Source organism: Streptomyces sp. CHD11, assembly GCF_018638295.1.
Lineage (GTDB): Bacteria > Actinomycetota > Actinomycetes > Streptomycetales > Streptomycetaceae > Streptomyces.
On the sequence record NZ_JABTTS010000006.1, the window covers coordinates 181,246 to 207,592 of the forward strand.

The following is a 26,347-nucleotide window of genomic DNA, read 5'->3' on the forward strand; positions in this document are numbered from 1 at the left end:
GTGTCATGAAGCGTATGGGGATGATCTTCCGCGCGAAGGCGAACAAGGCCCTTGACCGGGCCGAGGACCCTCGCGAAACCCTCGATTACTCGTACCAGAAACAGCTGGAGCTGCTCCAGAAGGTCCGCCGGGGCGTCGCCGACGTGGCGACCTCGCGCAAGCGGCTGGAGCTCCAGCTCAACCAGCTCCAGTCCCAGTCGGGCAAGCTGGAGGACCAGGGCCGCAAGGCGCTCGCGCTCGGCCGTGAGGACCTGGCGCGCGAGGCGCTCTCCCGCCGCGCCGCGCTGCAGCAGCAGGTGACGGACCTGGAGACCCAGCACGCCACCCTCCAGGGCGAGGAGGAGAAGCTCACCCTCGCGGCCCAGCGTCTCCAGGCCAAGGTGGACGCCTTCCGCACCAAGAAGGAGACCATCAAGGCCACCTACACCGCCGCCCAGGCGCAGACCCGGATCGGCGAGGCCTTCTCCGGCATCTCCGAGGAGATGGGCGACGTCGGCATGGCCATCCAGCGGGCCGAGGACAAGACGGCGCAGCTCCAGGCGCGGGCCGGCGCGATCGACGAGCTCCTCGCCTCCGGTGCTCTGGACGACCAGTCCGGGATGCAGAAGGACGACATCCAGGCCGAGCTGGACCGGCTCTCCGGTGGTACGGATGTGGAGCTGGAGCTGCAGCGTATGAAGGCCGAGCTGGCCGGAGGCGGCAGCGGTGACCGGCAGGCCATCGAGGGCGGCGACGGGGCGCAGCAGGCACAGCAGCAGCCGCAGGACACCCCGCGCTTCGACAAGCAGTAGCGCACGCCGAGGAGGGCGACATGATCGTACGGATCATGGGGGAGGGGCAGGTGACGCTGGACGGGAGCCGGCTCGCCGAGCTGGACGCACTGGACGAGGAACTGCTCACCGAGATGGAGAACGGCGACGGGCCCGGCTTCCGCGCCACCCTCAAGGCGCTGCTGGCCAAGGTCCACGAACTGGGTGAGCCCCTGCCGGAGGACTCCCTGGAGCCCTCCGACCTGATCCTGCCGTCCCCCGAGGCGACCCTGGAAGAGGTCAGGGAACTGCTGAGCGACGACGGTCTCATCCCGGGCACATGACGCGCGCCGTCCGGACCGCGGTGCCGTCCGGGGGTGGCGGCCCTGGGGGAGTCTGAGGTCGGCGCACGTTCGGTCCGGTGGGCGCCGTGGGGGTCCGGCTCACCCGCGGAGCCCGGCTACGGTGACACTCCGTGAGTACCCTGACGCGCGCCCGGTGCCGGGCGAAGGCGCATCCCGTCGCCATGGACGCGGGTCTCGCGGCCGGCGTCCTCGTCTGCATGGTCGCCGGCTCCCTCGCCTCCCCGCACGGACCCGAGGGCATCAGCTGGGAACTGCGCACCCCCGACCCGCTCAGCCTCGTCCTGGTGATCCTCGGCGCCGCCGCGCTCGTCTTCCGCCGCCGCGCCCCCCGTACGGTGCTCGCGCTGGCCGGCGGCCTCTCCGTGGCCGAGTCCGTCACCGGGGACCCCCGCGCTCCCGTCGTCATGTGCGCCGTCGTCGCCCTCTACACCGTCGCCTCCGCCACCGACCGCCCCACCACCTGGCGGATCGGTCTGCTCACCATGACCGTCCTCACCGGCAGCGCGATGGCCGTCGGCCCGCTGCCCTGGTACGCCCAGGAGAACCTGGCGATCTTCGCCTGGACCGGCATCGGCGCCACCGCCGGGGACGCCGTCCGCAGCCGCCGCGCCTTCGTCCAGGCCATCCGGGAGCGTGCGGAGCGCGCCGAGCGCACCCGTGAGGAGGAGGCCCGCCGCCGGGTCGCCGAGGAGCGCCTGCGCATCGCCCGCGATCTGCACGACGTGGTCGCCCACCACATCGCCCTGGTCAACGTGCAGGCCGGAGTCGCCGCCCATGTCATGGACAAGCGGCCCGACCAGGCCAAGGAGGCCCTCGCCCACGTCCGCGAGGCCAGCCGCTCCGCGCTGGGCGAACTGCGTGCCACCGTCGGCCTGCTGCGCCAGTCCGGTGACCCCGAGGCGCCCACCGAGCCGGCTCCCGGTCTGGACCGCCTCGACGAACTGGCCGGCACCTTCCGCAACGCCGGACTGCGCGTCGAGGTCGCCCGCACCGACGAGGGCACCGACCTCCCCGCCGCTGTCGACCTGGCCGCCTACCGGATCGTCCAGGAGGCCCTGACCAACGTGCAGAAGCACGCCGGTACGGAGGCGTGCGCCGAGGTCAGCGTCGTGCGCGTGGGACCCCACATCGAGATCACCGTCCTCGACGACGGCAGCGGAGAGGACCAGGAGCAGGCGCCCGGCGGCGGACACGGACTGCTCGGGATGCGCGAGCGGGTCACCGCCCTGCGGGGCACCCTCACCACCGGTCCCCGCTACGGCGGCGGCTTCCGCGTCCATGCGATCCTTCCCGTCAAGACCCGCACGTCCGCGGCCGGGGACGGCCTTCCCTGACCGCCCCCCGCGGCCCCCGGCCGCCCCGCCCGCCCATCCACCGCGCCGCTGGAGCCCGTATGACGATCCGTGTCCTGCTCGCCGACGACCAGACACTGCTGCGCAGCGCCTTCCGCGTGCTGGTCGACTCCGAGCCCGACATGGAGGTGGTGGGGGAGGCGTCCGACGGTGCGGAGGCGGTCCGGCTGGCGCGGGAGGAACGCGCCGACGTCGTCCTCATGGACATCCGGATGCCCGGCACCGACGGGCTGGCCGCCACCCGCCTGATCAGCGCCGATCCGGAGCTCGCCGGGGTACGTGTGGTGATACTGACGACCTTCGAGGTCGACGACTACGTGGTGCAGTCGCTGCGGGCCGGCGCCTCCGGGTTCCTCGGCAAGGGCTCCGAACCCGACGAGATGCTGAACGCCATCCGGATCGCCGCCGAGGGGGAGGCGCTGCTGTCCCCGTTGGCCACCAAGGGCCTGATCGCCCGCTTCCTCGCCCAGGAGGGCCCGTCCGACCCCGACCGTGACCCGGACCGGGCGGAGAAGCTGCAGTCGCTCACCGTGCGTGAACGCGAGGTGCTGGTCCAGGTGGCCGGCGGCCACTCCAACGACGAGATCGCCGAACGCCTCGAGGTCAGTCCGCTGACCGTGAAGACCCACGTCAACCGGGCCATGTCCAAGCTGGGCGCCCGCGACCGGGCCCAGCTGGTGGTCGTCGCCTACGAGTCGGGACTGGTGCGTCCGAGAGGCGACCAGTAGTACGCGGATGGAGCAGCCGAAGAACCTGCCGCTGGGCCCGGTGAAGCTGAGCGAGGTCGCCACCGTCGAGGTGGTGGACGGCCCGGTCTCCATGACCCGGATCGACGGCCGGCGTTCGGTCACGGTCACGGCCAGGCCGACCGGTGACAACACGGGCGCGGTGGGTGTGGACCTTCGGACGAAGATCGACGCGCTGACCCCGCTCCTCGTCCCGACGCTCTACGCGATGCCGGAGCTCCGCAAGGAGCGCCGCGCGAAGAAGCGGGCGGCGAAGAAGGGCGGGGCGGCGCAGGCGGAGGCTTCGCGGGAGCCCGTGCCCGCGCAGGTCTGAGGCACCCGGAACGCCGCAGGGCCCCGTCCGGTCACGAAGGTGACCGGACGGGGCCCTGCGCCATGGAACCCGCGGTTACGGCAGCGCCAGCATCCGCTCCAGCGCCAGCTTCGCGAACGCCTCCGTCTCCCTGTCCACCTCGATGCGGTTGACCAGGTTGCCCTCGGCGAGGGATTCGAGCGCCCACACCAGGTGAGGGAGGTCGATGCGGTTCATGGTGGAGCAGAAGCAGACGGTCTTGTCGAGGAAGACGATCTCCTTGTCCTCGGACGCGAACCGGTTCGCCAGGCGCCGCACCAGGTTGAGCTCGGTGCCGATGGCCCACTTGGAGCCGGCCGGGGCCGCCTCCAGCGTCCTGATGATGTACTCGGTCGAGCCGACGTAGTCCGCGGCGGACACGACCTCGTGCCGGCACTCGGGGTGCACCAGCACGTTCACCCCCGGTATGCGCTCGCGCACGTCGTTGACCGAGTCCAGGCTGAACCGGCCGTGCACCGAGCAGTGACCGCGCCACAGGATCATCTTCGCGCCGCGCAGTTCCTCCGCCGTCAGCCCGCCGTTCGGCTTGTGCGGGTTGTAGAGGACGCAGTCCTCCAGGGACATCCCCATGTCCCGCACCGCCGTGTTGCGGCCCAGGTGCTGGTCGGGCAGGAAGAGGACCTTCGTTGCCGAGGGCTCCCCCTGCTCGAAGGCCCAGTCCAGGGCCCGCTTCGCGTTGGAGGAGGTGCAGATGGTGCCGCCGTGCTTGCCGGTGAAGGCCTTGATGTCGGCGGAGGAGTTCATGTACGAGACGGGGACGACCTGTTCGGCCACGCCGGCCTCGGTCAGGACGTCCCAGCACTCGGCAACCTGCTCGGCGGTGGCCATGTCGGCCATGGAGCAGCCGGCCGCGAGGTCGGGCAGGACCACCTTCTGCTCGTCACCGGTGAGGATGTCCGCCGACTCGGCCATGAAGTGCACACCGCAGAAGACGATGTACTCGGCCTGCGGCCGCGCGGCGGCGTCCCGGGCCAGCTTGAAGGAGTCGCCCGTGACGTCGGCGAACTGGATGACCTCGTCGCGCTGGTAGTGGTGGCCGAGCACGAAGACCTTGTCCCCGAGCTTCTCCTTGGCGGCGCGGGCGCGCTCCACCAGGTCCGGGTCGGACGGCGAGGGGAGGTCGCCGGGACACTCCACACCGCGCTCGCTCCTGGGGTCGGCCTCACGGCCGAGGAGCAGCAGGGCGAGGGGCGTCGGCTGTACGTCGAGCTCCTGGGTCTGGGCGGTGGTCACGGCACGCACCCTTTCTGTTCTGGCGACTTCTCGTCGAAATGACGCTATCTATCATAACCGGTTCACGTCACTTTGACGACGGCCATAGCGTCCGTGTGACGTGAATCCCGGCCGGCGCCGATCCATTCCCGCGACGCCCCACAAGGGCCGGTTTCCGCTCCGCATCGCGTGTGCGAGCATGAGGAGGGAGGCGAGGAACAGACGCGCCCGGCCCGGAATGAATCCGCGGTCCCGCCGGTTGCAACCGTCGGCAAGCAGTCTCCGTACAACCCGGGAGAGATGTAGATGTCCGTATCGGACGAGACCACCACCGTCACCGACGGCATCGTCCTGACCGACGCCGCCGCGTCCAAGGTCAAGGCCCTGCTCGACCAGGAAGGCCGTGACGACCTCGCCCTGCGTGTCGCCGTCCAGCCCGGCGGCTGCTCCGGCCTGCGCTACCAGCTCTTCTTCGACGAGCGCTCGCTCGACGGCGACGTCCTGAAGGACTTCGACGGTGTGAAGGTCGTCACCGACCGCATGAGCGCCCCGTACCTGGGCGGCGCCACCATCGACTTCGTCGACACCATCGAGAAGCAGGGCTTCACGATCGACAACCCCAACGCCACGGGCTCCTGCGCCTGCGGTGACTCCTTCAGCTGAACCGGGTACCACCCCGTGCAGCACATGACGAAGGCGGCGGCCCCTGGTGAGGGGGCCGCCGCCTTCGTCATGTCCGCCGGCCGCTACCGGGAGGGCGGCGCCGGCAGCCGGGCACCGGCCTTGTGCAGCGGCACCGGCTCGCCGTCGGTGCCCACCACCTCGCGGTCACCGAGCGGCGCGTCCAGCCGCACCGTCTCCTGGTACTGCTTGGCGATCAGGATGCACACCTTGTCCGGCCAGGGCGTCTCGGTCACCCGCACCGTCACCCGGCCGTCGCCCTCGCTCGCGGTCACCTCGTAGTCGGCGCACACACCGCCCGTGAAGACCACGGTCAGCTCCGCGCCCTCGGCCGTGTAGCCCTCCACCTCGGCCTCCCCGGCGGGCACCGTCGCGGTCGGCTCGTCACCGGGCGGCGTCGGCGACCCACTGGCCTCACCGGAGCGCGCCGCGGGGGCCAGGAACTCCGGGTCGACCGCCGGATACGTCACCGTGGACGCCTCCCGCGCACCCTCCGGACGCACCTCGAACAGCCACGCCGGTACGAGCGCGGGCCGCCCGTCCACGGAGTGCGAGGCCAGCCCGAACTCCGCGTCGTCGACCGTGACGGTCTCCCCGGCCGGCTTCGTTCCCGGAGCGCAGTCCTCCTGCTGCCGGTCCTCCTCCAGGGGTACGGACGTGGCGCAGCCGCCGATGCCCGCGCGGGGACTGTCGCCCGCGGCCGCGTTCATCAGGTCCAGCGCCTCCTGGGCGCTCACCGTCGGATAGGTGTCACCCTTCACCGGTTCGGTGAGCCTGCCGTTGCCGCCGACCACCTCGCCCGTGGCGCCGACGACCACACCGGTGGTCCACCCGTACGTCGGCAGCCCGCCCACCTCCGGATCGGCGTTCACCACGCGCCGGTCGCCCATGATGTGACTCGCGTCGAGCTTCGCGTCGTCCTGGCCCACGGCCTTCAGCACGGGCGCGGCGGCCTTCGCGGCTGCGGCCTCGCTGACCACCTTGCCGTCGCCGGCGGACGGGACCCTGCACGTGGCCCCCTTGCAGTTGTCGGTGCCCGGGGTGTTCCGGCTGAACGTCCAGGATCCGGGCGCCGCCCGGTCCACTCGCAGCGTCGGTCCGGTGCCGTCCTGCCCGCCGATCCGCCAGGCGCCGCCCTCGGCGACCGGTTTCCCCTCGAGCTCCAGCGCCTTCGCCAGCGTGACCACCTGCTGTTCGGTCACCTCCCCGTGGGCGCGGTACACCGGCGCCGAGCCGGGCCCGGACGGGAGCGAGCCGTCGGCGCGGTAGGCGGCGCCGTACGGGTCGGGCTCGCCCGGCGCGATGCCGTTCTCCGGGCCCTCGGGGGCGCCGTCGAGGGCGAGCGGCGGGGGAGTGGTGTCACCGTTCGCCCCCGGCGTCGAACCGCTGCCGGAGTCCCCGGCGGCGCCGGTGGCCAGATAGGCCCCGCCGCCCCCGACGAGCAGCACGGCGGCGGCGACGGAGGCGATGAGCAGGGGCGACCGCCGCCGCGCCGGACCACCGGCGGCCCCGTCGTCCCCGGGGCGCCGTGCGCCGTCCCCGGTCGTGCCCACGACGGTCTCGTCCGCGGCGGCTTCCGGTTCCGGCCGGGGGGCCGTGGCACCGGCCCCGCCGGCGGGGGTGGTGGTGTCCGGGGCGGGTTGCGGGCCGTGCTCCGGGGTGCCTTCCTCGGCTTCGGCTCCCGCTTCGGCTGTGTCCGTGCCCGCGTCGTCCGCGGCGGCGGCGGATTCGTCCGGGCCGCTGCCCTGCTCGGCCCCGGAGGCTCCGGCTTCCGCGGCAGGGGCGGGGCCGGTGCCGTCGGCCGGCTGATCCGTGCCCGGCCCGGGGGCGGCGGTCGAACCGTCCCGCCGGTCCGCGGCGTCCGCCGCCCCGTCGTTGCCCGAAGCGCCCCCGGTGCCGCCCGTGCTGCCGGCGGCGCTGCGCGCCTCGGCGTCGTCGTTGTCGGGTCGCTCGGTGTTCACCGCATCGCTCCTTCGGCTGCCCAACTGTCCCTGTGACCCTGCCCGGTCGCACCGGGACTGCTGAGGGGTCGTATCCCGCATCCCCTGTACGGGGGACAGCGATGGGACGCAGCGGGGGAGCGCGCGGTTCCCCTGTGTCGGATCAGTCGCCGTACTCCGACATCGCGTCCAGCAGCCGGGCGGAGGCCGGCGGCACGCTCACGCCGTGGATCAGGGACGGGGACACCGGCCGGGCGGCCGCCCGGTCCGGCACCGACCAGTGGGGAACCATCCGGGCGCAGTCGCCGCGCAGCGACGCCAGGTCGCCCTCGAGGTCGACCGGGGTGGAGCCGTGGGTCTTGATGTTCGTCATGTCCGCACCGTATGCACAGCGAAGGTCGCGAAGAAAGAGCTACTATCGGGTAGTTTTGGCTGCTTCTCCGGGCCGTTCCCACCCGGTAGCGTGAAGTGTCAATCCACCTCCCCCAGGAGAATCCACGCCGTGCGCATCGCAGTCACCGGCTCCATCGCCACCGACCACCTCATGACCTTCCCCGGCCGCTTCGCCGACCAGTTCGTCGCGGACCAGCTGCACACGGTCTCCCTCTCCTTCCTGGTCGACAACCTCGACGTGCGCAGGGGCGGTGTGGCCGCGAACATCGCCTTCGGGATGGGCCAGCTCGGCACCCGTCCGATCCTCGTCGGAGCGGCCGGGTTCGACTTCGACGAGTACCGGGCCTGGCTGGACCGGCACGGCGTCGACACCGAGTCCGTCCGGATCTCCGACACCCTGCACACCGCCCGCTTCGTGTGCACCACGGACGCCGACCACAACCAGATCGGCTCCTTCTACACGGGCGCGATGAGCGAGGCCCGCCTGATCGAGCTGAAGACCGTCGCCGATCGCGTGGGCGGCCTCGACCTCGTCTCCATCGGCGCCGACGACCCGGAGGGGATGCTGCGGCACACCGAGGAGTGCCGCTCCCGGAACATCCCGTTCGCCGCCGACTTCTCCCAGCAGATCGCCCGGATGAACGGCGAGGAGATCCGGATACTGCTGGAAGGGGCGACCTACCTCTTCTCCAACGAGTACGAGAAGGGGCTCATCGAGACGAAGACCGGCTGGAGCGACGCGGAGATCCTCGAGCGGGTCGGGCACCGCGTCACCACCCTCGGCGCACGCGGCGTCCGCATCGAGCGGGCCGGCGAGGAGACGATCGAGGTCGGCTGCCCGGACGAGGAGCGCAAAGCCGACCCGACGGGTGTCGGCGACGCGTTCCGGGCGGGGTTCCTGTCGGGGCTCGCGTGGGGTGTACCGCTGGAGCGGGCGGCTCAGGTGGGCTGCATGCTCGCCACGCTGGTCATCGAGACGGTGGGTACGCAGGAGTACCAGCTGCGGCGGGGGCACTTCATGGAGCGGTTCATGAAGGCGTACGGGGACGAGGCGGCGGAAGAGGTCCGGGTGCACCTGGGCTGAGCCCTGCCGGGCGAGGGCGGGGGTTGTGTGCGTGCGGGGTGGGCAGCCCCGGCCCCGTAGGTGCGCAGTTCCCCGCGCCCCTGGGGGGTGGGGTGGTCTCCGTGCCCTGGGGGGTGGGCCGTGTTGCCGTGGGGGTGTGCGGTTCCCCGCGCCCCTGGGGGGTGGGGTGGTCTCCGTGCCTTGGGGGGTGGGCCGTGTTGCCCTGGGGGTGTGCGGTTCCCCGCGCCCCTGGGGGTGAGGCGGTCTCCGTGCCCTGGGGGGTGGGGGTCAGTTGAGGCGGCGGATTGTGTAGGTGGTGCCTTCGGGGGCGGGTTCTTCGCCCAGGTACTGCTGGCCGCGCATGTCGCACCAGGCGGGGATGTCCAGGCGGGCCGCCTCGTCGTCGGCGAGGACGCGGACCGTGCCGCCCACCGGGACGTCCCCGATCACCTTGGCCAGCTCGATCACCGGGATCGGGCACCGCCGGCCCAGCGCGTTAACGACCAGGACGGCGTCCTCGTCCCGCCGGCCCACGGCCTCCCCCGTGGACGCCGGCGCGCCCAGTTTCTCCCGCACCCCCGCCACCAGCTCCGGCAGCACGGTGAGGAAGCGCTCGACGTCCTCCTCCCGTGTCCCCGGCGGCAGCGAGACGCGGAGGTTGCCCTCGCTCAGCACTCCCATCGCCTTGAGCACATGGCTCGGCGTCAGCGTGCTGCTCGTACAGGACGAGCCGGAGGAGACGGAGAACTCGGCACGGTCCAGCTCGTGCAGCAGTGTCTCCCCGTCGACATAGAGACAGGAGAAGGTGACGATCCCCGGCAGCCGCCGCTCCGGGTCGCCGACCACCTCCACGTCCGGCACCAGCTCCGGCACCCGCGCCCGGATCCGCTCCGTCAGCTCCCGCAGCCGTACCGCCTCCTCGGCCGCCTCCGCCCTCACCGCCCGCAGGGACGCCGCCGCGGCCACGATCGCCGGGAGGTTCTCGAACCCGGCCGACCGCCCCGACTCCCGTTCGTCCCGCGGCCCCTGGGGCGCGAACCGCACACCCTTGCGTACGACGAGCAGCCCCACCCCGGCAGGCCCGCCCCACTTGTGGGCGCTCGCCGCGAGCAGCGACCAGTCACCCTCCACCGGCCCCCAGCCCAGCGACTGGGCGGCGTCCACCAGCAGCGGCACACCCGCCGCCCGGCACACCTCGGCCACCTCGGCCACCGGCTGCACCGTCCCCACCTCGTGGTTGGCCGACTGCAGACACGCGAGCGCGGTGTCCGGCCGCAGGGCCCCGGCGTACCCGGACGGGCTCACCGCTCCCGTGCGCCCCACCGCGACCTCGGTCACCGACCCTCCACCGGCCCGGTGAACTTCCGCCGCGTGGAGTACAGAAGAGTGTTCGACCGCGGACGCGATCAGGTGATGCCCGGCGCGCCGCCGGCCGGCCAGCGCGCCCGCGATCCCCGAGTGCACCGCCGAGGTGCCGGACGGGGTGAACACCAGCTCGTCCGTCCTGCACCCCACCGCCTCCGCGGCGGCCTCCCGCGCGGCGTCCAGCAGCATCCGGGCCCGCCGTCCCTCCCGGTAGAGCCGGGCGGGATCCGCCCACCCCTCGTCGAGAGAGGCCGTCAGGGCCTGCCGTGCAACGGGATGAAGGGGAGCGGCGGAAGCGGCGTCGAAGTAGGGCACACCCCCACGCTAAGCGTTCCGGGCGCGGGTCCGTATCGGTGTGCGGCTGCGCCGCGGGGCACAGCAGGCCACGGAGCCGCCGCGGCCGCGGAACAACCCGTACCCCGACCGATGAGGCGCTCGGCGTAACCCGCGGCGCGTATGGCACCCCTCCTCGCGAAGCCCCGAAACGCGTCGGCTAGGGTTTGGTCCGCATAAACATCCAAACCCCTGCCCGACGCAGGGCGGCGACCGACCCGGGAGAAGGCCAGGCCGCAGCCGTACAGCGCGGGCGAGACTCTCGGGAAGGCGCTACGTGAGTCCCAACGGCTCCGACCTCCCCCACGGCCTGAAGGGCGTGGGCGGTACCCCCAAGCCGCGGCGCCCCATGCGGCGGAAGCTGCTGCAGGCACTGACCGCGGGGCTGGTCCTGGCGACCGCCACCGGCTGCACATGGGAGGACTTCCCCCGCCTCGGTATGCCCACCCCTACATCGGAAGAGGCTCCGCGGATCCTCTCCCTGTGGCAGGGATCCTGGGCTGCCGCGCTCGCTATCGGTGCGCTGGTGTGGGGCTTGATCCTGTGGAGTGCATTCTTCCACCGGCGCAGTCGCACCAAGGTGGAGGTCCCTCCGCAGACCCGGTACAACATGCCCATCGAGGCGCTGTACACGGTCGTTCCGCTCGTCATCGTTTCGGTGTTCTTCTTCTTCACCGCGCGTGACGAGTCGGAGCTGCTGAAGCTCGAGAAGAATCCCGACGTCACGGTCAATGTGGTCGGCTTCCAGTGGAGCTGGTGCTTCAACTACGTCGAGAACGTGGACGGTTCCACGGGCGACGCCAAGAAGTCCAGGGAACTGGACGCGATTCCGGACCGCTACAGGGAAGCCTTCCCGGCCGACGCCGGCGGTGTCCACGACTGCGGTGTCCCCGGAACCAGGAACCCGCAGACCAACAACCCGGGCCCCACCCTGTGGCTGCCCGAGGGCAAGCGGGTCCGCTTCGTGCTGACCTCGCGTGATGTCATCCACTCCTTCTGGGTGGTGCCGTTCCTGATGAAGCAGGACGTCATTCCGGGCCACACCAACGCCTTCGAGGTGACCCCCAGCCGTGAGGGCACCTTCCTCGGCAAGTGCGCCGAACTCTGCGGTGTGGACCACTCCCGGATGCTGTTCAACGTGAAGGTCGTCTCCCCGGAGCGTTACGAGCAGCACCTGAAGGACCTCGTGAAGAAGGGCCAGTCCGGTTACGTGCCCGCCGGCATCGGACAGACGGGCCCTGAGAAGAACCGGGAGTCGAACATCCTGTGAGCATCCTCAATCAACCTCAGGGTGCCGAAGCAGCGGGGTCCCACTACGAGGACGAGCTGCCGGTGCGGCGCCAGAACCGTGGCAGCGTGGTCGTCAAGTGGCTGACGACCACGGACCACAAGACGATCGGCACGCTGTACCTGGTGACGTCGTTCGCCTTCTTCGTCATCGGCGGCGTCATGGCGCTGGTGATGCGTGCCGAGCTGGCCCGGCCCGGTCTGCAGATCGTGTCGAACGAGCAGTTCAACCAGGCGTTCACGATGCACGGCACGATCATGCTGCTGATGTTCGCGACGCCCCTGTTCGCCGGTTTCGCGAACTGGATCATGCCGCTGCAGATCGGCGCGCCCGACGTGGCGTTCCCGCGGCTGAACATGTTCGCCTACTGGCTGTACCTGTTCGGCTCGCTGATCGCGGTGGCCGGTTTCCTCACCCCGGACGGCGCGGCCAGCTTCGGCTGGTTCGCCTACTCCCCGCTGTCGGACGCGATCCGTTCGCCCGGTGTCGGTGCCGACATGTGGATCATGGGTCTGGCCTTCTCCGGCTTCGGCACGATCCTCGGCTCGGTCAACTTCATCACCACGATCATCTGCATGCGCGCGCCCGGCATGACGATGTTCCGCATGCCGATCTTCACCTGGAACGTGCTGCTGACCGGTGTGCTGGTCCTGCTGGCCTTCCCGGTGCTGGCCGCCGCGCTGTTCGCCCTGGAGGCGGACCGCAAGTTCGGGGCACACATCTTCGACTCGGCCAACGGCGGGGCGTTGCTCTGGCAACACCTGTTCTGGTTCTTCGGCCATCCGGAGGTGTACATCATCGCGCTGCCGTTCTTCGGCATCGTCTCCGAGATCATCCCGGTCTTCTCCCGCAAGCCGATCTTCGGCTACATGGGACTGATCGCCGCCACGATCGCGATCGCCGGTCTGTCGATCACGGTGTGGGCGCACCACATGTACGTCACGGGCGGTGTGCTCCTGCCGTTCTTCTCCTTCATGACCTTCCTGATCGCGGTGCCGACCGGTGTGAAGTTCTTCAACTGGCTGGGCACGATGTGGAAGGGGTCCCTGAGCTTCGAGACACCGATGCTCTGGTCCATCGGCTTCCTGGTCACCTTCCTCTTCGGCGGTCTGACCGGTGTGATCCTCGCGTCGCCGCCGCTGGACTTCCACGTGTCCGACAGCTACTTCGTGGTGGCGCACTTCCACTACGTGGTCTTCGGCACCGTCGTCTTCGCGATGTTCGCCGGCTTCCACTTCTGGTGGCCGAAGTTCACCGGCAAGATCCTCGACGAGCGCCTCGGCAAGATCACCTTCTGGACGCTGTTCATCGGCTTCCACGGCACCTTCCTCGTCCAGCACTGGCTGGGTGTCGAGGGCATGCCCCGCCGGTACCCGGACTACCTCGCCGCGGACGGCTTCACCGCGCTGAACACGGTTTCCACGATCGCCTCGTTCCTGCTCGGTCTGTCGATCCTGCCGTTCTTCTACAACATCTGGAAGACGGCCAGGTACGGCAAGCCGGTCGGCGTCGACGACCCCTGGGGCTACGGCCGCTCTCTGGAGTGGGCGACCTCGTGCCCGCCTCCGCGGCACAACTTCCTCACCCTGCCGAAGATCCGCAGTGAATCCCCGGCGTTCGACCTGCACCACCCGGAGATCGCCGCTCTCGACCAGCTCGAGAACGCCGGTCACGGGGAGAAGGCCCTCGCTGGTGGCAAGGAGGCCGGCAAGTGAAGATCCAGGGCAACCTGTTCATGTGGCTGAGTCTCTTCTTCCTGATCGTCGCCGGTGTCTACGGCGTCTGGTCGAAGGAGCCGGTCGGCACCACCGCCCTTTTCCTGGCGTTCGGCCTGAGCATCATGATCGGCTTCTACCTGGGCTTCACCGCCCGGCGGGTCGACGTGGGCGCGCAGGACGACAAGGAAGCGGACGTCGCGGACGACTCCGGCGAGGTCGGGTTCTTCAGCCCGCACAGCTGGCAGCCGCTGGCCCTCGCCGTGGGTGGCGCCTTCGCCTTCCTGGGCATCGCGGTCGGCTGGTGGCTGATGTACTTCTCCGCGCCGCTGCTCCTCATCGGTCTGTGGGGCTGGGTCTTCGAGTACTACCGCGGTGAGAACCGCACCCAGTAGCACGCGCCACGGCACTTCGGGGCCCGGACACTCCGTCAGGAGTGTCCGGGCCCCCGCCTGTGTCGCCCGCCTCACTCGTTCGGGTCGTCCAGTGCGCCAACGCGGGCCCGGCTTCCTAGCGTGAGGTCATGAGACACGCAGAGTCCCTTCGTGACGCGGGCACGGGCCGCCGGAGCCGCGTCGCCGGCTGCGCGCTGCTGGTGATCGCCCTCGGCGCGGGCGTCGCCGGCTGCTCCTCCGACGGCAGCCCGCTGTCCGCCGAGCCCTACGACGCCGCGGACCAGATCTCCTTCAGCGGGTCCGTCACCTCCGGCGGACCGGCCGATCCCGACAAGCCCCTGGAAGTCGTCGCCGGGGACTCCGGCGGACGCATCACGGACGTCACCGCCGTTGACGTCTCAGGGCGCTACGTGGCGGGCGAACTGGCCGCCGACGGCAGCCGCTGGCACAGCACCTCCCCGCTGGCCGCCCATGCCCAGTACACGGTCCGGGTGAGCACCGAGGACGAGGACGGGGCCCCCGGCCGCAAGGTACTCACCTTCACCACCGGCAAGGCGGCGGCCACCAAGCGCCTGGCCGTCACCTTCGGCCCCGAGGCGGGCACGTACGGCGTCGGCCAGCCCGTCACCGCCGAGCTGAACGCACCGGTCAGGGACCGGGCCCAGCGGGCCGTCGTGGAACGCGCCCTCAAGGTCGACTCCACGCCCGCCGTGAGCGGCACCTGGCACTGGGTCGACGACAAGAAGCTGCACTACCGCCCCAAGGAGTACTGGCCCGCCAACGCCACCGTCCGGGTGCGCAGCACCCTGGAGGGCGTCAGGGTCGGCGACCGCCTCCGGGGCGGCACCTCCGAGCCGCTGACCATCCGCACGGGCGACCGGGTGACAGCGCTCACCGACGCCGCCGAACACCGGCTGACGGTCTACCGGAATGGCGAGGAGATCAAGCAGATCCCCGTCACCACCGGCAAGCCCGGCTTCGAGACCCGCAACGGCGTCAAGGTGGTCCTCGCCAAGGAACCCTTCGTACGCATGCGCAGCACCACCGTGGGCATCGCCGAGGGCTCCTCGGAGTCGTACGACCTCGATGTCCGCTACGCCACCCGGGTGACCTGGAGCGGCGAATACGTGCACGCCGCCCCGTGGTCCGTCGGCTCCCAGGGCTACGCCAACGTCAGCCACGGCTGTGTGGGCATGAGCACCGACAACGCCAAGTGGTTCTTCGACACCGTCCGCCAGGGCGACCTCGTGGAGGTCGTCAACTCGGCCGGGGACACGATGGAACCCTTCGGCAACGGCTACGGCGACTGGAACCTCGACTGGACCAAATGGCGCGCCGGCAGCGCCCTGACCGTCAACAGGTCCCCGAACACCCAGGACGCCCCGCGCCTGCGTCCCACGGCCGTGTAGCGCCCCCCAAGGGGCGCGGGGAACTACGCCACCGCCCCCCCCACCGGGCGCGAGGCCGCCGAACCACGGACCGGTCCGACCCCCTACGCGCTCTGCAGCCGCTTCTGCCGCAGCAGCGAGGCCAGCGCCGACGCGAACTCCACCGGCTCCACCGGCAGGGTCACCGCGGCCTCCGCCCGGCTCCACGTCGCCAGCCAGGCATCCTGTGGCCGTCCGATCAGCAGCAGCACCGGCGGGCAGTCGAACACCTCGTCCTTGATCTGACGGCACAGCCCCATGCCTCCCATCGGCACGGCCTCGCCGTCGAACACGCACACGTCGATGCCGCCCCGGTCCAGCTCGGTGAGCACGGCGGCCTGGGTCGCACACTCCACGAACTCCACTACGGGCACGTCCGGAGCCGGCCGGCGCCCGGTGGCGAGGCGCACCTGCTCCCGGGTGTTGGCGTCGTCGCTGTAGACCAGCACCGTGGCGGTCGCCTGCATTGTTCCTCCACGCGTAAGAGAGAGGGCACGGCTCTGTCGGGAACTTCGGGTACCGATGGCGCGGATGCTACCCCCTCGGGCCACCGGTCAGTACTGGTTCGGACAGGCCTTCGACGCGGCTTCGACGCGGCTTCGGCGGGGCTTCGAGGCCCCTCCGGGTGGGCCATCCGGGCAGTCCAGGAGGGGGGAACACACCGAACGGCACCCCCGGGAGTGAGGGCGGGATAAGCGACCGACATAATGTCGGCGTGGCGACAGCAACGACAGTAGACACCGGGCACGCGCACCCGTCGGTCAACCGACCGAACCTCACCAGCGTCGGAACCATCATCTGGCTGAGTTCCGAGCTGATGTTCTTCGCGGCCCTCTTCGCGATGTACTTCACCCTGCGATCGGTGACCGGACCCGACTTCTGGTCGGAGAAGGCCGACGCCCTGAACTTCCCGTTCGCGGCGACGAACACCACGATCCTGGTGCTCTCCTCCCTCACCTGCCAGCTCGGCGTGTTCGCGGCCGAGCGCGGTGATGTGAAGAAGCTCCGGATGTGGTTCGTCGTCACGTTCATCATGGGCTCGATCTTCATGGGCGGGCAGATCCTCGAATACACCGAACTGGTCAAGCACGAGGGCCTGTCCCTCTCCTCCGACGCGTACGGCTCGGCGTTCTACCTGACCACCGGGTTCCACGGCCTGCACGTGACAGGCGGTCTGATCGCCTTCCTGCTGGTCCTGGGCCGGACCTACGCGGCACGGAGGTTCACTCACGACCAGGCGACCGCGGCCATCGTCGTGTCCTATTACTGGCACTTCGTCGATGTCGTCTGGATCGGCCTCTTTGCCACGATCTACATGATCAAGTAGCAGAGGGCGCAGCCGCGCGCTCCAAGCAGCGCACCAACCAGAAGCATCGACGCAGAAGATCCTGACACCGGGGTAATCCGTGAAAAAGCTCTCCGCACGACGACGCCACCCGCTGGCGGCGCTCGTCGTCCTACTCCTCGCGCTGGCATGCACCGGGGGGCTCTACGCCGTGTTCGCACCCGCGGACAAGGCGCAGGCCGACGAAACCGCCCAGTCCCTCACCATCGAGGAGGGCAAGAAGCTCTACGCGGTCGGCTGCGCCAGCTGCCACGGCACCGGCGGTCAGGGCTCCTCCGACGGTCCGAGCCTGGTGGGCGTGGGCGCTGCCGCGGTCGACTTCCAGGTGAGCACCGGCCGCATGCCGGCCGCCACCTCGCAGGGCGCGCAGCTCCCCGACAAGCCGGCCGTCTACTCGCAGGCCGAGATCGACCAGCTCGCGGCGTACATCGCCTCCCTGGGCGCCGGCCCGGCCGTCCCCACCGCGGAGCAGTACGGCCCCGAGGGTGCCGACATCGCCAAGGGCGGTGAACTGTTCCGCAACAACTGCGCCCAGTGCCACAACTTCACCGGCAAGGGCGGTGCGCTCACGAACGGCAAGTACGCCCCGAACCTCGAGGACGTCGCGCCGAAGCACATCTACCAGGCCATGCTCACCGGCCCGCAGAACATGCCCTCCTTCCCCGACAGCACGCTGTCGGAGCAGAACAAGAAGGACATCATCGCGTACCTGCACGAGGTCAACAGCGATGACTCCAAGAGCCCCGGTGGACTCGCGCTCGGCGGACTCGGCCCGGTCTCCGAGGGCCTGTTCGCATGGGTCTTCGGACTCGGCGCGCTGATCGTGGTCGCCGTCTGGGTCGCCGCTCGGACCGCAAAGGCCAAGAAGTCATGAGTAGCCAAGACATTCCAGAAGAGAACCTGCCCACGGCGCAGGACACCGCCCCCGGCCAGGTGAAGCTCGCGGACGAGAAGAACCCGTTCGCCGACCCGGGCCTGCCCCCCCACGAGCCCCGGATCCAGGACCTCGACGAGCGGGCCGCCAAGCGCTCCGAGCGCACGGTCGCCCTGCTGTTCACGCTGTCGATGCTGGCCACCGTCGGCTTCATCGCCTCCTACGTGACGATCCCGGTCGACAAGTCCGTCTACATCTTCACGCTCGGTCACATCAGCGCGCTGAACTTCGCGCTCGGTATGACCCTCGGTATCGCCCTGTTCGCCATCGGCGCCGGCGCGGTCCACTGGGCCCGCACGCTGATGTCGGACCACGAGATCGCCGACGAGCGGCACCCGGTCGAGGCCTCCCCCGAGGTCAAGGCGAAGGTCATGGACGACTTCCGCCAGGGTGCCAAGGAGTCGGTGCTCGGGCGCCGCAAGCTGATCCGCAACACGATGTTCGGCGCGCTGGCCCTGTTCCCGCTCTCCGGCGTGGTGCTGCTGCGCGACCTCGGGCCGCTGCCCGGGACCAAGCTGCGCGAGACCGCGTGGTCCAGGGGCAAGCTGCTGGTCAACATGAACACGAACGAGCCGATGCGGCCGTCCGACATCATCGTGGGCTCGCTGGCCTTCGCCCAGCCCGAGGATCTCGACCCGCACGAGCACGGCTACATGACCGAGATCGCCAAGGCCGCCCTGATGCTCGTCCGCATCCAGCCGGAGAACATCAAGGACAAGCAGTCGCTTGAGTGGTCGCACGAGGGGATCCTCGCCTACTCGAAGATCTGCACCCACGTCGGTTGCCCGATCTCGCTGTACGAGCAGCAGACGCATCACGCGCTGTGCCCCTGTCACCAGTCCACCTTCGACCTCTCCGACGGTGCCAAGGTGATCTTCGGTCCCGCCGGTCACGCCCTGCCGCAGCTGCGCATCGGTGTGAACGACGAGGGCTACCTCGAAGCGCTCGGCGACTTCGACGAGCCCGTCGGTCCTTCCTTCTGGGAGCGCGGATGAGTACTGCAACCACGCCCGAGTCCCGCTCGCGCGGGAAGGCGCCGGCCGGTGAAAAGGTCGCCGACTGGGCCGACGGCCGGCTGGGGATCTACTCCCTGGCCAAGGCCAACATGCGGAAGATCTTCCCCGACCACTGGTCGTTCATGCTGGGTGAGATCTGCCTCTACAGCTTCATCATCATCATCCTCACGGGTGTGTACCTGACGCTGTTCTTCCACCCGTCGATGAACGAGGTGGAGTACCACGGCTCGTACGTGCCCATGCAGGGCCAGCTGATGAGTGAGGCGTACAAGTCGACGCTGGACATCAGCTTCGACGTCCGTGGCGGTCTGCTGATCCGGCAGATCCACCACTGGGCCGCGCTGGTCTTCCTGGCCGGCATGTTCGTGCACATGATGCGTGTGTTCTTCACCGGCGCGTTCCGCAAGCCGCGTGAGATCAACTGGCTGTTCGGCTTCCTGCTGTTCGTCCTGGGCATGTTCACCGGATTCACCGGCTACTCGCTCCCGGACGACCTGCTCTCCGGCACCGGCATCCGCTTCATGGAGGGCGCGGTCCTGTCCGTGCCGATCGTCGGCACGTACCTGGCGTTCTTCATCTTCGGCGGCGAGTTCCCCGGCGACGACTTCATCGCCCGGTTCTTCTCGGTCCACGTCCTGCTGTTGCCGGGCATCATGCTCGGGCTCGTGGTGGCGCACCTGATCCTGGTCTTCTACCACAAGCACACGCAGTTCGCGGGCCCCGGCAAGACCAACAAGAACGTCGTGGGCATGCCGCTGATGCCGGTGTACATGGCCAAGGCCGGAGGCTTCTTCTTCCTGGTCTTCGGTGTGCTCGCGATCGTCTCGGCGATCGCCACGGTCAACCCGATCTGGAACATCGGCCCCTACCGGCCGGACATGGTCTCCACGAACGCCCAGCCCGACTGGTACATGGGCTTCTCCGAGGGCCTGATCCGTGTGATGCCGGGCTGGGAGATCAACTTCTGGGGCCACACGCTCGCCCTGGGTGTGTTCGTCCCGCTGATGATCTTCCCGCTGGTCCTGGTGTCGATCGCGGTGTACCCGTTCATCGAGTCCTGGGTCACCGGTGACAAGCGCGAGCACCACATCCTGGACCGCCCGCGCAACGCCCCGACACGCACGGCCTTCGGTGTCGCCTGGATCACGCTGTACTTCGTGCTCCTCGTCGGTGGCGGCAACGACCTGTGGGCCACCCACTTCCACCTGTCGATCAACGCCATCACCTGGTTCGTACGGGTCGCGTTCTTCGCGGGGCCGGTCGTGGCGTTCATCGTCACCAAGCGGATCTGCCTCGGCCTCCAGCGCCGGGACAAGGAGAAGGTGCTGCACGGCCGCGAGTCGGGCATCATCAAGCGCCTGCCGCACGGCGAGTTCATCGAGGTGCACGAGCCGCTCAGCCAGGAGCAGCTGCACACCCTCACCGCGCACGAGCAGTACAAGCCGCTCGAGCTCGGCCCGGAGGTCGACGAGAACGGCGTCCGGCGCAAGGTGAAGATGACCGACAGACTGCGTGCCAAGCTCAGCAAGGGCTACTACGGCGGGGAATCCCAGATTCCGAAGCCGACCGTCGAGGAGTACAAGGAGATCTCGAGCGGCCACGGCCACCACTGATCCCCTCAGCACCTCGATACCAGTCGCCACACGACGGCGAAGGGCCCCCGTCCGTTCTGCGGACGGGGGCCCTTCGGCGTCCCCGGAGCTGGATAGGGTGGAGCCCGGGACCGCTCACGGTTCCCGGTACCTCTTCTACGACCATCAGGAGCTGCCATGAGCGCTGTGACCCCCGCTGGAGGCGACACCGCGGCGGGCCGCTCCTGGCCCGCCCTGCTGAACGGACTGCTGGACGGGCGGGACCTGTCGGCCGACGACACCGCCTGGGCGATGGACCTGATCATGCGCGGCGAGGCGACCGACGCGCAGATCGCCGGGTTCGCCGTCTCGCTGCGCGCCAAGGGCGAGACCGTCGAGGAGATCACCGGCTGCGTACGCGCCCTCTACGCCCACGCCCATGTGATCGAGGTGCCGGGCGCCACGGTCGACATCGTCGGCACCGGCGGTGACGGCGCCAGGACGGTGAACATCTCCACGATGTCCTCGATCGTCGTGGCCGGCACCGGCGCGAAGGTCGTCAAGCACGGAAACCGGGCCGCCTCCTCCGCGTCCGGCGCCTCCGACGTCCTGGAGAAGCTCGGCGTCAATCTGGAGCTGACGCCGCGACGGGTCGCCGAGGTCGCCGAGGAGGCAGGGATCACCTTCTGCTTCGCGGTGAAGTTCCACCCGGCGCTGCGTCATGTCGCCGCCGCACGCGGTCAGCTGGGCATCCGCACGGTGTTCAACTTCCTCGGCCCGCTGGCCAACCCGGCGCAGGTCAAGGCCCAGGCGGTCGGGGTCGCCGACCCCCGGATGGCCCCCATCATGGCCGGGGTCTTCGCCGGGCGCGGACACTCCTCGCTGGTGTTCCGCGGCGACGACGGCCTGGACGAGCTGACCACCACCGCCACCTCCAAGGTGTGGGTGGTCCGCGACGGCAAGGTCGGCGAGGAGACCTTCGATCCGCGTGACGTCGGCGTCGACCTCGTCCCCGTGGAGGCCCTGCGCGGCGCCGACGCCTCCTACAACGCGGAGGTCGCCCGCCGGCTGCTGGACGGCGAACCGGGCCCGGTCCGGGACGCCGTGCTGCTGAACTCGGCGGCGGCGCTGGTGGCCCTGGAGCCCGGCACCGGCACCCTGACGGAGCAGATCCGCGCCGGGATGGAGAAGGCGGCCGAGGCGATCGACTCGGGGGCCGCCAAGCGGCGCCTGGAGCGCTGGGTGGCCGTCAGCAACGCGTGACGCCGGTCCGGCGGTGCGACGTCCCGCGATCCGGACACGGGTTGCGGGACGCCGATCACTTCAGTACGTTCCTCTCCAGGTCATGAGTGACAGCCATCAGGCCCCGGCCGGCTGTCCGGCAACCCTCCGTCCGTGGCGGGGTGCCCCGGGTGAAGACCAGGCTGTGGGCAGCGAGGTCCACGGCAAGCGCGGACCCCTCGACGCTTTTGCCTCACCGGTGAGGGCAGGGGTCCTGGTCGTCGAGGAGCCTCCCGTGAGCAAGCGAATGCGATAGGGCCGCCGAGCCCCGCCTCCGCGCACCCCTTTTCTTCCCCCTTACGCGCTCGAGCGCCGTCCGCTCGCGCGGGGATTCCGTCTGCCTCACGGGAGTTCCGCATGTCCGTCACCACCGTCACCGCTGTCACCACCGTCACCGCCGACCGGTCGGTCCGCGCCCCGCTGCCCGTGCTGGGCCGGGACGTCACCGTTCCGCTCGTCACCGGCGGCGAGGTCACCTACGCCGCCCTCGACTACGCCGCCAGCGCCCCCGCCCTCCAGCGGGTGTGGGACGACGTGGCCGCCTACGCGCCGTACTACGGCAGCGTCCACCGGGGCGCCGGGTACCTCTCCCAGCTCTCCACCGACCTGTTCGAGAACGCCCGCAGCACCGTCGCCGCCTTCCTGGACTGCCGTGCCGGCGACCAGGTGGTCTTCACCCGGTCCACCACCGACTCCCTCAACCTGCTCGCCACCGCGCTCCCCGACGGCCTTGAGGTCTTCGTCTTCGAGACCGAGCACCACGCCGCCCTGCTGCCCTGGCGGGGAGCCCGTGTCACCTGCCTGGACGCCCCCGACAGCCCCGGCCAGGCCGTGACCGCCCTGGAACGCGCCCTCGCCGGGCGCGATCCCCGCACCCCCGCCCTGGTCTGCGTCACCGGCGCCTCCAACGTCACCGGCGAACTGTGGCCGGTACGGGAACTCGCCGCCGCCGCACACGCCTACGGTGCCCGCATCGTGCTGGACGCCGCCCAGCTCGCCCCCCACCGCCCGGTGAGCCTGCGGGACCTGGACGTCGACTGGGTGGCCTTCTCCGGGCACAAGCTGTACGCCCCGTTCGGCTCCGGTGTGCTGGCCGGCCGCGCCGACTGGCTGCGGGCTGCCGAGCCCTACCTCGCCGGCGGCGGCGCCAGCCGCAAGGTCACCCGGCGCGCGGACGGGGGAGTGGACGTGGAGTGGCACGACGGCGCGGCCCGGCACGAGGCCGGTTCGCCCAACGTCATCGGCGTCCACGCCATCGCCTCCGCCTGCGAGGCGCTCACCGAGGCCGGGTTCGACGGGCTGGCCGCCCGCGAGGAGGAACTGATCCGGACGGTGCGCGACGGCCTCGCGGACGTGCCCGAGGTGCGGTTCCTGTCCCTGTTCGGGGACGACGCCCCGCGCGTCGGGGTGCTCTCCTTCGTCGTCGACGGATGGAACAGCTCCCACTTCGCCGCGGCCCTGTCCGCCGAGTACGGCATCGGCGTACGCGACGGGCTGTTCTGCGCGCACCCGCTGGTCCGCAGGCTGCTCGGAGGCGGGCCGGGGGCCCAGGGCGAGTGCGGCGCGCCCGAGTCCCTCGCCGCGATCCGGGTGAGCTTCGGGGCGGGTACGCCGGAGGAGCACGTGGAGCGCTTCGTCCGTGCGGTGCGCGAGCTCGTGCGCGACGGCGCCCGCTGGACCTACCGCACGGAGGACGGCCGCTGCGTCCCGGACACCTCCGTCCGGGGCTGACTCCTCCTCGCCCCCGTCCCGAAACCGGGGCTCCGCCCCACACCCCGCTCCTCGAACGCCGGAGGCGCTGAACTCAGCCCCTCCGGCGTTCGAGGAGCGGGGGTCCGGGGGCAGCGCCCCCGGGGACGGGACGGGAAGGGGCGGCGGGGGCGAAAGTCCCCGGCGGCCGTTAGCTGTCCAGCCCGATGGCGAACGCCGCCTCCAGATCGTGCTGCGAGTACGTACGGAACGCCACGTGCGTGTCGGTGCCCTCCACGCCCGGGATCCTGCTGATCCGGCCCGGGATGACCTCCGCCAGATCCTCGTGCTCCCGGACCCGCACCATCGCGATCAGGTCATAGGTACCGGTGACGGAGAAGACCTCACTGACACTCTCCAGCGCGGCGATCTGTTCCGCGATCTCGGGAATCCGGTCCACGCTGGTCTTGATGAGGACGATCGCGGTGATCACGGCTGGTTCTCTCCCTCGGGGGCCGGAGCTGGCGTGGACCTCACTGTAGTCGTCCTGCCGGAACACACCCACGCGCAGCCGAAGCCCAGCCCGAACCCCAGCAGGTGCGCGAGATAGGCCACCACCGGCCCGTCGGCCGCCCGTCCCGCCGCCGCCCACTGCAGCGCCGCCCAGCACGGCAGCACCACCCACGCGGGCAGGCGCACCGGCAGGAAGAACAGGAACGGCAGAAGACTGGTCACCCGCGCCCGCGGGAACAGGAAGAGGAACGCGCCGAGGACCGCGGAGATCGCCCCGGAGGCGCCGACCAGGGCCTGCCCGGAGTCCGCGTGGGCGGCGGCGTACCCCAGCAGCGCCAGGCAGCCGCAGCCGGCGTAGCAGAGGAGGAACCGCCCCCGGCCCATCCGTGCCTCGGTCATCGCTCCGAACACGTGGAGGAAGAGCATGTTGCCGAGCAGATGCACCCAGCCGCCGTGCACGAAGAGCGCCGTGGCGGGGGTGAGGAGGGCCCCGGGGGATCCTTCGAACAGGTCTGCGGGGATCACGCCCCAGCGCCGGAAGCAGGCCCGCTGCGCGGCGAGCAGTTCGTCCCCGGAGCCGTATGCCGGGTGGAGACCCGAGGCGGGCCCGGCCAGGAAGGCCAGGCAGGACAGGACGACGAGGGTGTGGGTCACCGGCGCGGAAGTGCCCCGGATCGCCGCGGCGGCCGGCGCACTCCAGTTGCGGATCATGGACACAGAGCATGACGCAACCGGACGCAACCGCACATACCGCCTCGCCGCCGTGGACGGGCGGGCGGCGGGGACCCGCCAGGCCGTAGGGTTACGTGCCACACGCACCGGGGATCCGGTGTGTCACGGACACTGGAAGGAAGGCGAACAGCCACGATGACGGTTCCTCTGCCGACGGCCTCGACGCGGTGGCGCTGCACCCTCTGCGGCAACCTCACCCGCTTCGACGTGACCCGCTCGTCGAAGGTGGTCGAGTACGTCCACCTCGACCTGGCCGGAGAGTCCAGGGTCGAGGAGCGCGAGGTACTCGATGAGACCATCGAGTCGGTGCGGTGCCGCTGGTGCAACGCCGTGGACCAGGTGGAACTCGTGGACAGGCCGGGCGCCGGCTCCTGAAGCGAAGGGGGTCCCTCCCGCTCGAGCGAAGTCGAGAGTGGGGGAGGGCCCCGCTGACGGCGACCCCGCGTGCGGGGCCGCACACAGGCATTGGGGTGTGACGGATGGCGAAGACCACGGACGGAGGGCCACAGGACGGCGCCGCCGAGGTGCTCGACCGCCCGCTGCCCGACGGGGTGCGCCGCCGGGTCGTCCGACTCGTCGCCGACGGCTTCGGCGGACTCACCGTCGCCGAGCTGCCCGCCCAGCTCCGGCAGTACGCCCGGTTCGCCCCGAACCGCCGCGCCAAGTTCGCGGGCAACGCGATGGCGGCGTCACTGGAGACCGATCCGCTGTTCCGCCAGCGCATCGGGGAGAAGCTCAGAGAGGCCCAGCCGGAACTGACCGGCGCCCTCGACTCCGGCTCCCCGCCCCCGGCCGCGGACCCGCTCGACGTGGCGGCCGCGGCCTATGTGCTCCGCCCGGCCGGCTGGGTCAAGCTGGTGACCGCCGCCGGCGAGGAGGCCCAGCGCGCCGACGCCGAGCGCGCCGACGAGGAGACCCGCGCCGAGCTGGAGCGGCTGCGCGCCGAGCTCGACCGGGCCCGTGAGCAGACCAGGTCCGAGACCGAGCGGCTGCGCGCCGAGCTGGACGCGGCGAAGAAGGACTCCGAGTCGCTGCACCGCAAACTGCGCTCGGCCCTCAGTGACGTCAAGCGCGGCGAGGCCGCCCTGCGCAAGCTGCGCGGCGAGATGGAGGCCGCGCGCGCCGAGAGCCACTCCCAGGTCTCGGCCGCCGAGAGCGAGAGCCGGCGCCTCAAGGCCCGCCTGGGCGAGACCGAGGCCGCCCTGGAAGCGGCCCGCAGGGCCGCCCGCGAGGGGCGCAGCGTCGAGGACATGCGGGTACGGCTGCTGCTCGACACCGTGCTGGACGCCGCCCAGGGGCTCCGCCGCGAGCTGGCACTGCCTCCCGTGTCCGTCCGGCCCGCCGAGACGGTGGACGCCGTGGAACCGGGCCGTATGACGCCGAAGGACATCGCCGCCCGCGCGCTGTCCGAGAACGACCCGGCCCTCGTCGACCAGTTGCTGGCGCTGCCGCAGGCCCATCTCGTCGTCGACGGCTACAACGTCACCAAGACCGGCTATCCCCAGATGCCCCTGGAGAAGCAGCGGTTGCGGCTGCTGGGCCAGCTCGCCCAGCTCGCCGCGCAGACCGGCGCCGAGGTCACCTGTGTCTTCGACGGCGCCGAACTGGCCGCGCCGGTGCTGCTGGCGCCGCCGCGCGGAGTGCGGGTGCTGTTCTCCAAGCCGGGCGTCACCGCCGACGAGCTCATCCGCCGGCTGGTGCGCGCGGAGCCGCCGGGGCGGCCCGTCATCGTCGCCTCCACCGACCGCGAGGTCGCCGACGGGGTCGCGCGCGCGGGTGCACGCCCCATCGCCTCGGCTCTCCTCCTCAAAAGGCTTTCCTAGTATCTGATGCACATCTGTCCCTCGTGCAACGTACAAAGCCTCTTGTCCTAATTGACGGATCCGTCAC

The 26,347-nt window shown here is 70.7% G+C and carries 25 protein-coding genes, 1 pseudogene and 1 riboswitch; of the genes and pseudogenes, 19 read left to right on the forward strand and 7 right to left on the reverse strand.

The window, feature by feature from the left end:
- Window positions 1-14 precede the first annotated feature (14 nt).
- From HTV45_RS08580 to HTV45_RS08600, 5 genes and pseudogenes are all read left to right on the forward strand, one after another.
- Complete coding sequence (locus tag HTV45_RS08580; protein WP_215205098.1) at window positions 15-791, forward strand: PspA/IM30 family protein; 777 nt, start codon at window positions 15-17, stop codon at window positions 789-791.
- Window positions 792-811: 20 nt separating this feature from the next.
- Window positions 812-1,093 (forward strand): hypothetical protein, encoded by a 282-nt coding sequence (locus HTV45_RS08585; RefSeq protein ID WP_215205049.1) that lies wholly within the window; start codon window positions 812-814, stop codon window positions 1,091-1,093.
- 131 nt (window positions 1,094-1,224) lie between these two features.
- The gene (locus tag HTV45_RS08590; protein WP_215205050.1) at window positions 1,225-2,448 is read left to right on the forward strand and encodes a sensor histidine kinase; all 1,224 of its coding nucleotides are present in this window, start codon (window positions 1,225-1,227) and stop codon (window positions 2,446-2,448) included.
- A gap of 59 nt (window positions 2,449-2,507) precedes the next feature.
- Entirely contained in the window at window positions 2,508-3,194 is a 687-nt protein-coding gene (locus HTV45_RS08595) for a response regulator transcription factor (protein ID WP_215205051.1), read from the forward strand.
- A pseudogene (locus HTV45_RS08600) lies at window positions 3,157-3,525 on the forward strand (hypothetical protein); the annotation flags it as partial. The gene HTV45_RS08595 and the pseudogene HTV45_RS08600, both read left to right, overlap by 38 nt.
- A gap of 75 nt (window positions 3,526-3,600) precedes the next feature.
- Here the strand turns inward: HTV45_RS08600 and nadA are convergent.
- Window positions 3,601-4,797 (reverse strand): quinolinate synthase NadA, encoded by a 1,197-nt coding sequence (nadA, locus tag HTV45_RS08605; protein WP_215205052.1) that lies wholly within the window; start codon window positions 4,795-4,797, stop codon window positions 3,601-3,603.
- A 285-nt stretch (window positions 4,798-5,082) separates the two neighbouring features.
- Between nadA and erpA the strand changes: the two genes are divergently transcribed.
- Window positions 5,083-5,439, forward strand: coding sequence for an iron-sulfur cluster insertion protein ErpA (gene erpA / locus HTV45_RS08610; protein ID WP_030859125.1), 357 nt, complete (start codon window positions 5,083-5,085; stop codon window positions 5,437-5,439).
- Between the two features lie 83 nt (window positions 5,440-5,522).
- On the opposite strand, the gene HTV45_RS08615 is transcribed toward erpA, so the two are convergent.
- Window positions 5,523-7,418 (reverse strand): hypothetical protein, encoded by a 1,896-nt coding sequence (locus HTV45_RS08615; RefSeq protein WP_215205053.1) that lies wholly within the window; start codon window positions 7,416-7,418, stop codon window positions 5,523-5,525.
- 142 nt (window positions 7,419-7,560) lie between these two features.
- Window positions 7,561-7,770, reverse strand: a complete 210-nt coding sequence (locus tag HTV45_RS08620) for a hypothetical protein (protein ID WP_215205054.1) — start codon at window positions 7,768-7,770, stop codon at window positions 7,561-7,563.
- A gap of 129 nt (window positions 7,771-7,899) precedes the next feature.
- On the opposite strand from HTV45_RS08620, the gene HTV45_RS08625 reads away from it, so the two are divergent.
- A complete protein-coding gene (locus HTV45_RS08625) occupies window positions 7,900-8,874 on the forward strand; it encodes a carbohydrate kinase family protein (protein ID WP_215205055.1) in 975 nt (324 codons plus the stop codon).
- 267 nt (window positions 8,875-9,141) lie between these two features.
- Here HTV45_RS08625 and HTV45_RS08630 read toward each other — a convergent pair whose 3' ends face one another.
- Entirely contained in the window at window positions 9,142-10,533 is a 1,392-nt protein-coding gene (locus HTV45_RS08630; protein ID WP_215205056.1) for a cysteine desulfurase/sulfurtransferase TusA family protein, read from the reverse strand.
- 367 nt (window positions 10,534-10,900) lie between these two features.
- On the opposite strand from HTV45_RS08630, the gene coxB reads away from it, so the two are divergent.
- The 4 genes from coxB (at window position 10,901) to HTV45_RS08650 (ending at window position 15,358) form a co-directional block, all read left to right on the forward strand.
- On the forward strand, window positions 10,901-11,821 hold the full coding sequence (coxB, locus tag HTV45_RS08635; RefSeq protein ID WP_215205099.1) for a cytochrome c oxidase subunit II: 921 nt from the start codon (window positions 10,901-10,903) through the stop codon (window positions 11,819-11,821).
- A complete protein-coding gene (gene ctaD / locus HTV45_RS08640) occupies window positions 11,818-13,554 on the forward strand; it encodes a cytochrome c oxidase subunit I (protein WP_215205057.1) in 1,737 nt (578 codons plus the stop codon). The genes coxB and ctaD overlap by 4 nt, the downstream gene beginning before the upstream one ends.
- Window positions 13,551-13,949 carry a cytochrome c oxidase subunit 4 gene (locus HTV45_RS08645; protein WP_215205058.1) on the forward strand — a complete coding sequence of 133 codons (399 nt, stop codon included), beginning with the start codon at window positions 13,551-13,553 and terminating at the stop codon, window positions 13,947-13,949. The genes ctaD and HTV45_RS08645 overlap by 4 nt, the downstream gene beginning before the upstream one ends.
- Before the next feature lie 128 nt (window positions 13,950-14,077).
- Window positions 14,078-15,358 (forward strand): Ig-like domain-containing protein, encoded by a 1,281-nt coding sequence (locus HTV45_RS08650; RefSeq protein WP_215205059.1) that lies wholly within the window; start codon window positions 14,078-14,080, stop codon window positions 15,356-15,358.
- A gap of 83 nt (window positions 15,359-15,441) precedes the next feature.
- Here HTV45_RS08650 and HTV45_RS08655 read toward each other — a convergent pair whose 3' ends face one another.
- Complete coding sequence (locus HTV45_RS08655) at window positions 15,442-15,843, reverse strand: hypothetical protein (RefSeq protein ID WP_215205060.1); 402 nt, start codon at window positions 15,841-15,843, stop codon at window positions 15,442-15,444.
- 248 nt (window positions 15,844-16,091) lie between these two features.
- On the opposite strand from HTV45_RS08655, the gene HTV45_RS08660 reads away from it, so the two are divergent.
- From HTV45_RS08660 to HTV45_RS08685, 6 genes are all read left to right on the forward strand, one after another.
- Window positions 16,092-16,703, forward strand: coding sequence for a heme-copper oxidase subunit III (locus HTV45_RS08660; protein WP_215205061.1), 612 nt, complete (start codon window positions 16,092-16,094; stop codon window positions 16,701-16,703).
- A gap of 79 nt (window positions 16,704-16,782) precedes the next feature.
- Entirely contained in the window at window positions 16,783-17,595 is an 813-nt protein-coding gene (locus HTV45_RS08665) for a c-type cytochrome (protein WP_215205062.1), read from the forward strand.
- On the forward strand, window positions 17,592-18,650 hold the full coding sequence (locus HTV45_RS08670) for a ubiquinol-cytochrome c reductase iron-sulfur subunit (protein WP_215205063.1): 1,059 nt from the start codon (window positions 17,592-17,594) through the stop codon (window positions 18,648-18,650). The genes HTV45_RS08665 and HTV45_RS08670 overlap by 4 nt, the downstream gene beginning before the upstream one ends.
- Window positions 18,647-20,284: a ubiquinol-cytochrome c reductase cytochrome b subunit gene (locus tag HTV45_RS08675; protein WP_215205064.1), complete on the forward strand. Its 1,638-nt coding sequence runs from the start codon at window positions 18,647-18,649 to the stop codon at window positions 20,282-20,284. The genes HTV45_RS08670 and HTV45_RS08675 overlap by 4 nt, the downstream gene beginning before the upstream one ends.
- Window positions 20,285-20,440: 156 nt before the next feature.
- Window positions 20,441-21,505 carry an anthranilate phosphoribosyltransferase gene (gene trpD / locus HTV45_RS08680; RefSeq protein ID WP_215205065.1) on the forward strand — a complete coding sequence of 355 codons (1,065 nt, stop codon included), beginning with the start codon at window positions 20,441-20,443 and terminating at the stop codon, window positions 21,503-21,505.
- A gap of 78 nt (window positions 21,506-21,583) precedes the next feature.
- Window positions 21,584-21,700, forward strand: a riboswitch (SAM riboswitch).
- Window positions 21,701-21,880: 180 nt separating this feature from the next.
- Window positions 21,881-23,254, forward strand: a complete 1,374-nt coding sequence (locus tag HTV45_RS08685; protein ID WP_215205066.1) for an aminotransferase class V-fold PLP-dependent enzyme — start codon at window positions 21,881-21,883, stop codon at window positions 23,252-23,254.
- Window positions 23,255-23,423: 169 nt separating this feature from the next.
- On the opposite strand, the gene HTV45_RS08690 is transcribed toward HTV45_RS08685, so the two are convergent.
- Window positions 23,424-23,705 (reverse strand): Lrp/AsnC family transcriptional regulator, encoded by a 282-nt coding sequence (locus HTV45_RS08690; RefSeq protein WP_215205067.1) that lies wholly within the window; start codon window positions 23,703-23,705, stop codon window positions 23,424-23,426.
- Window positions 23,702-24,436: a rhomboid family intramembrane serine protease gene (locus HTV45_RS08695; RefSeq protein ID WP_215205068.1), complete on the reverse strand. Its 735-nt coding sequence runs from the start codon at window positions 24,434-24,436 to the stop codon at window positions 23,702-23,704. Before HTV45_RS08695 ends, HTV45_RS08690 begins: the two co-directional genes overlap by 4 nt.
- 156 nt (window positions 24,437-24,592) lie before the next feature.
- Between HTV45_RS08695 and HTV45_RS08700 the strand changes: the two genes are divergently transcribed.
- Window positions 24,593-24,832 carry a hypothetical protein gene (locus HTV45_RS08700; protein WP_215205069.1) on the forward strand — a complete coding sequence of 80 codons (240 nt, stop codon included), beginning with the start codon at window positions 24,593-24,595 and terminating at the stop codon, window positions 24,830-24,832.
- Window positions 24,833-24,936: 104 nt separating this feature from the next.
- A complete protein-coding gene (locus HTV45_RS08705; protein WP_215205070.1) occupies window positions 24,937-26,280 on the forward strand; it encodes an NYN domain-containing protein in 1,344 nt (447 codons plus the stop codon).
- Window positions 26,281-26,347: the final 67 nt, after the last annotated feature.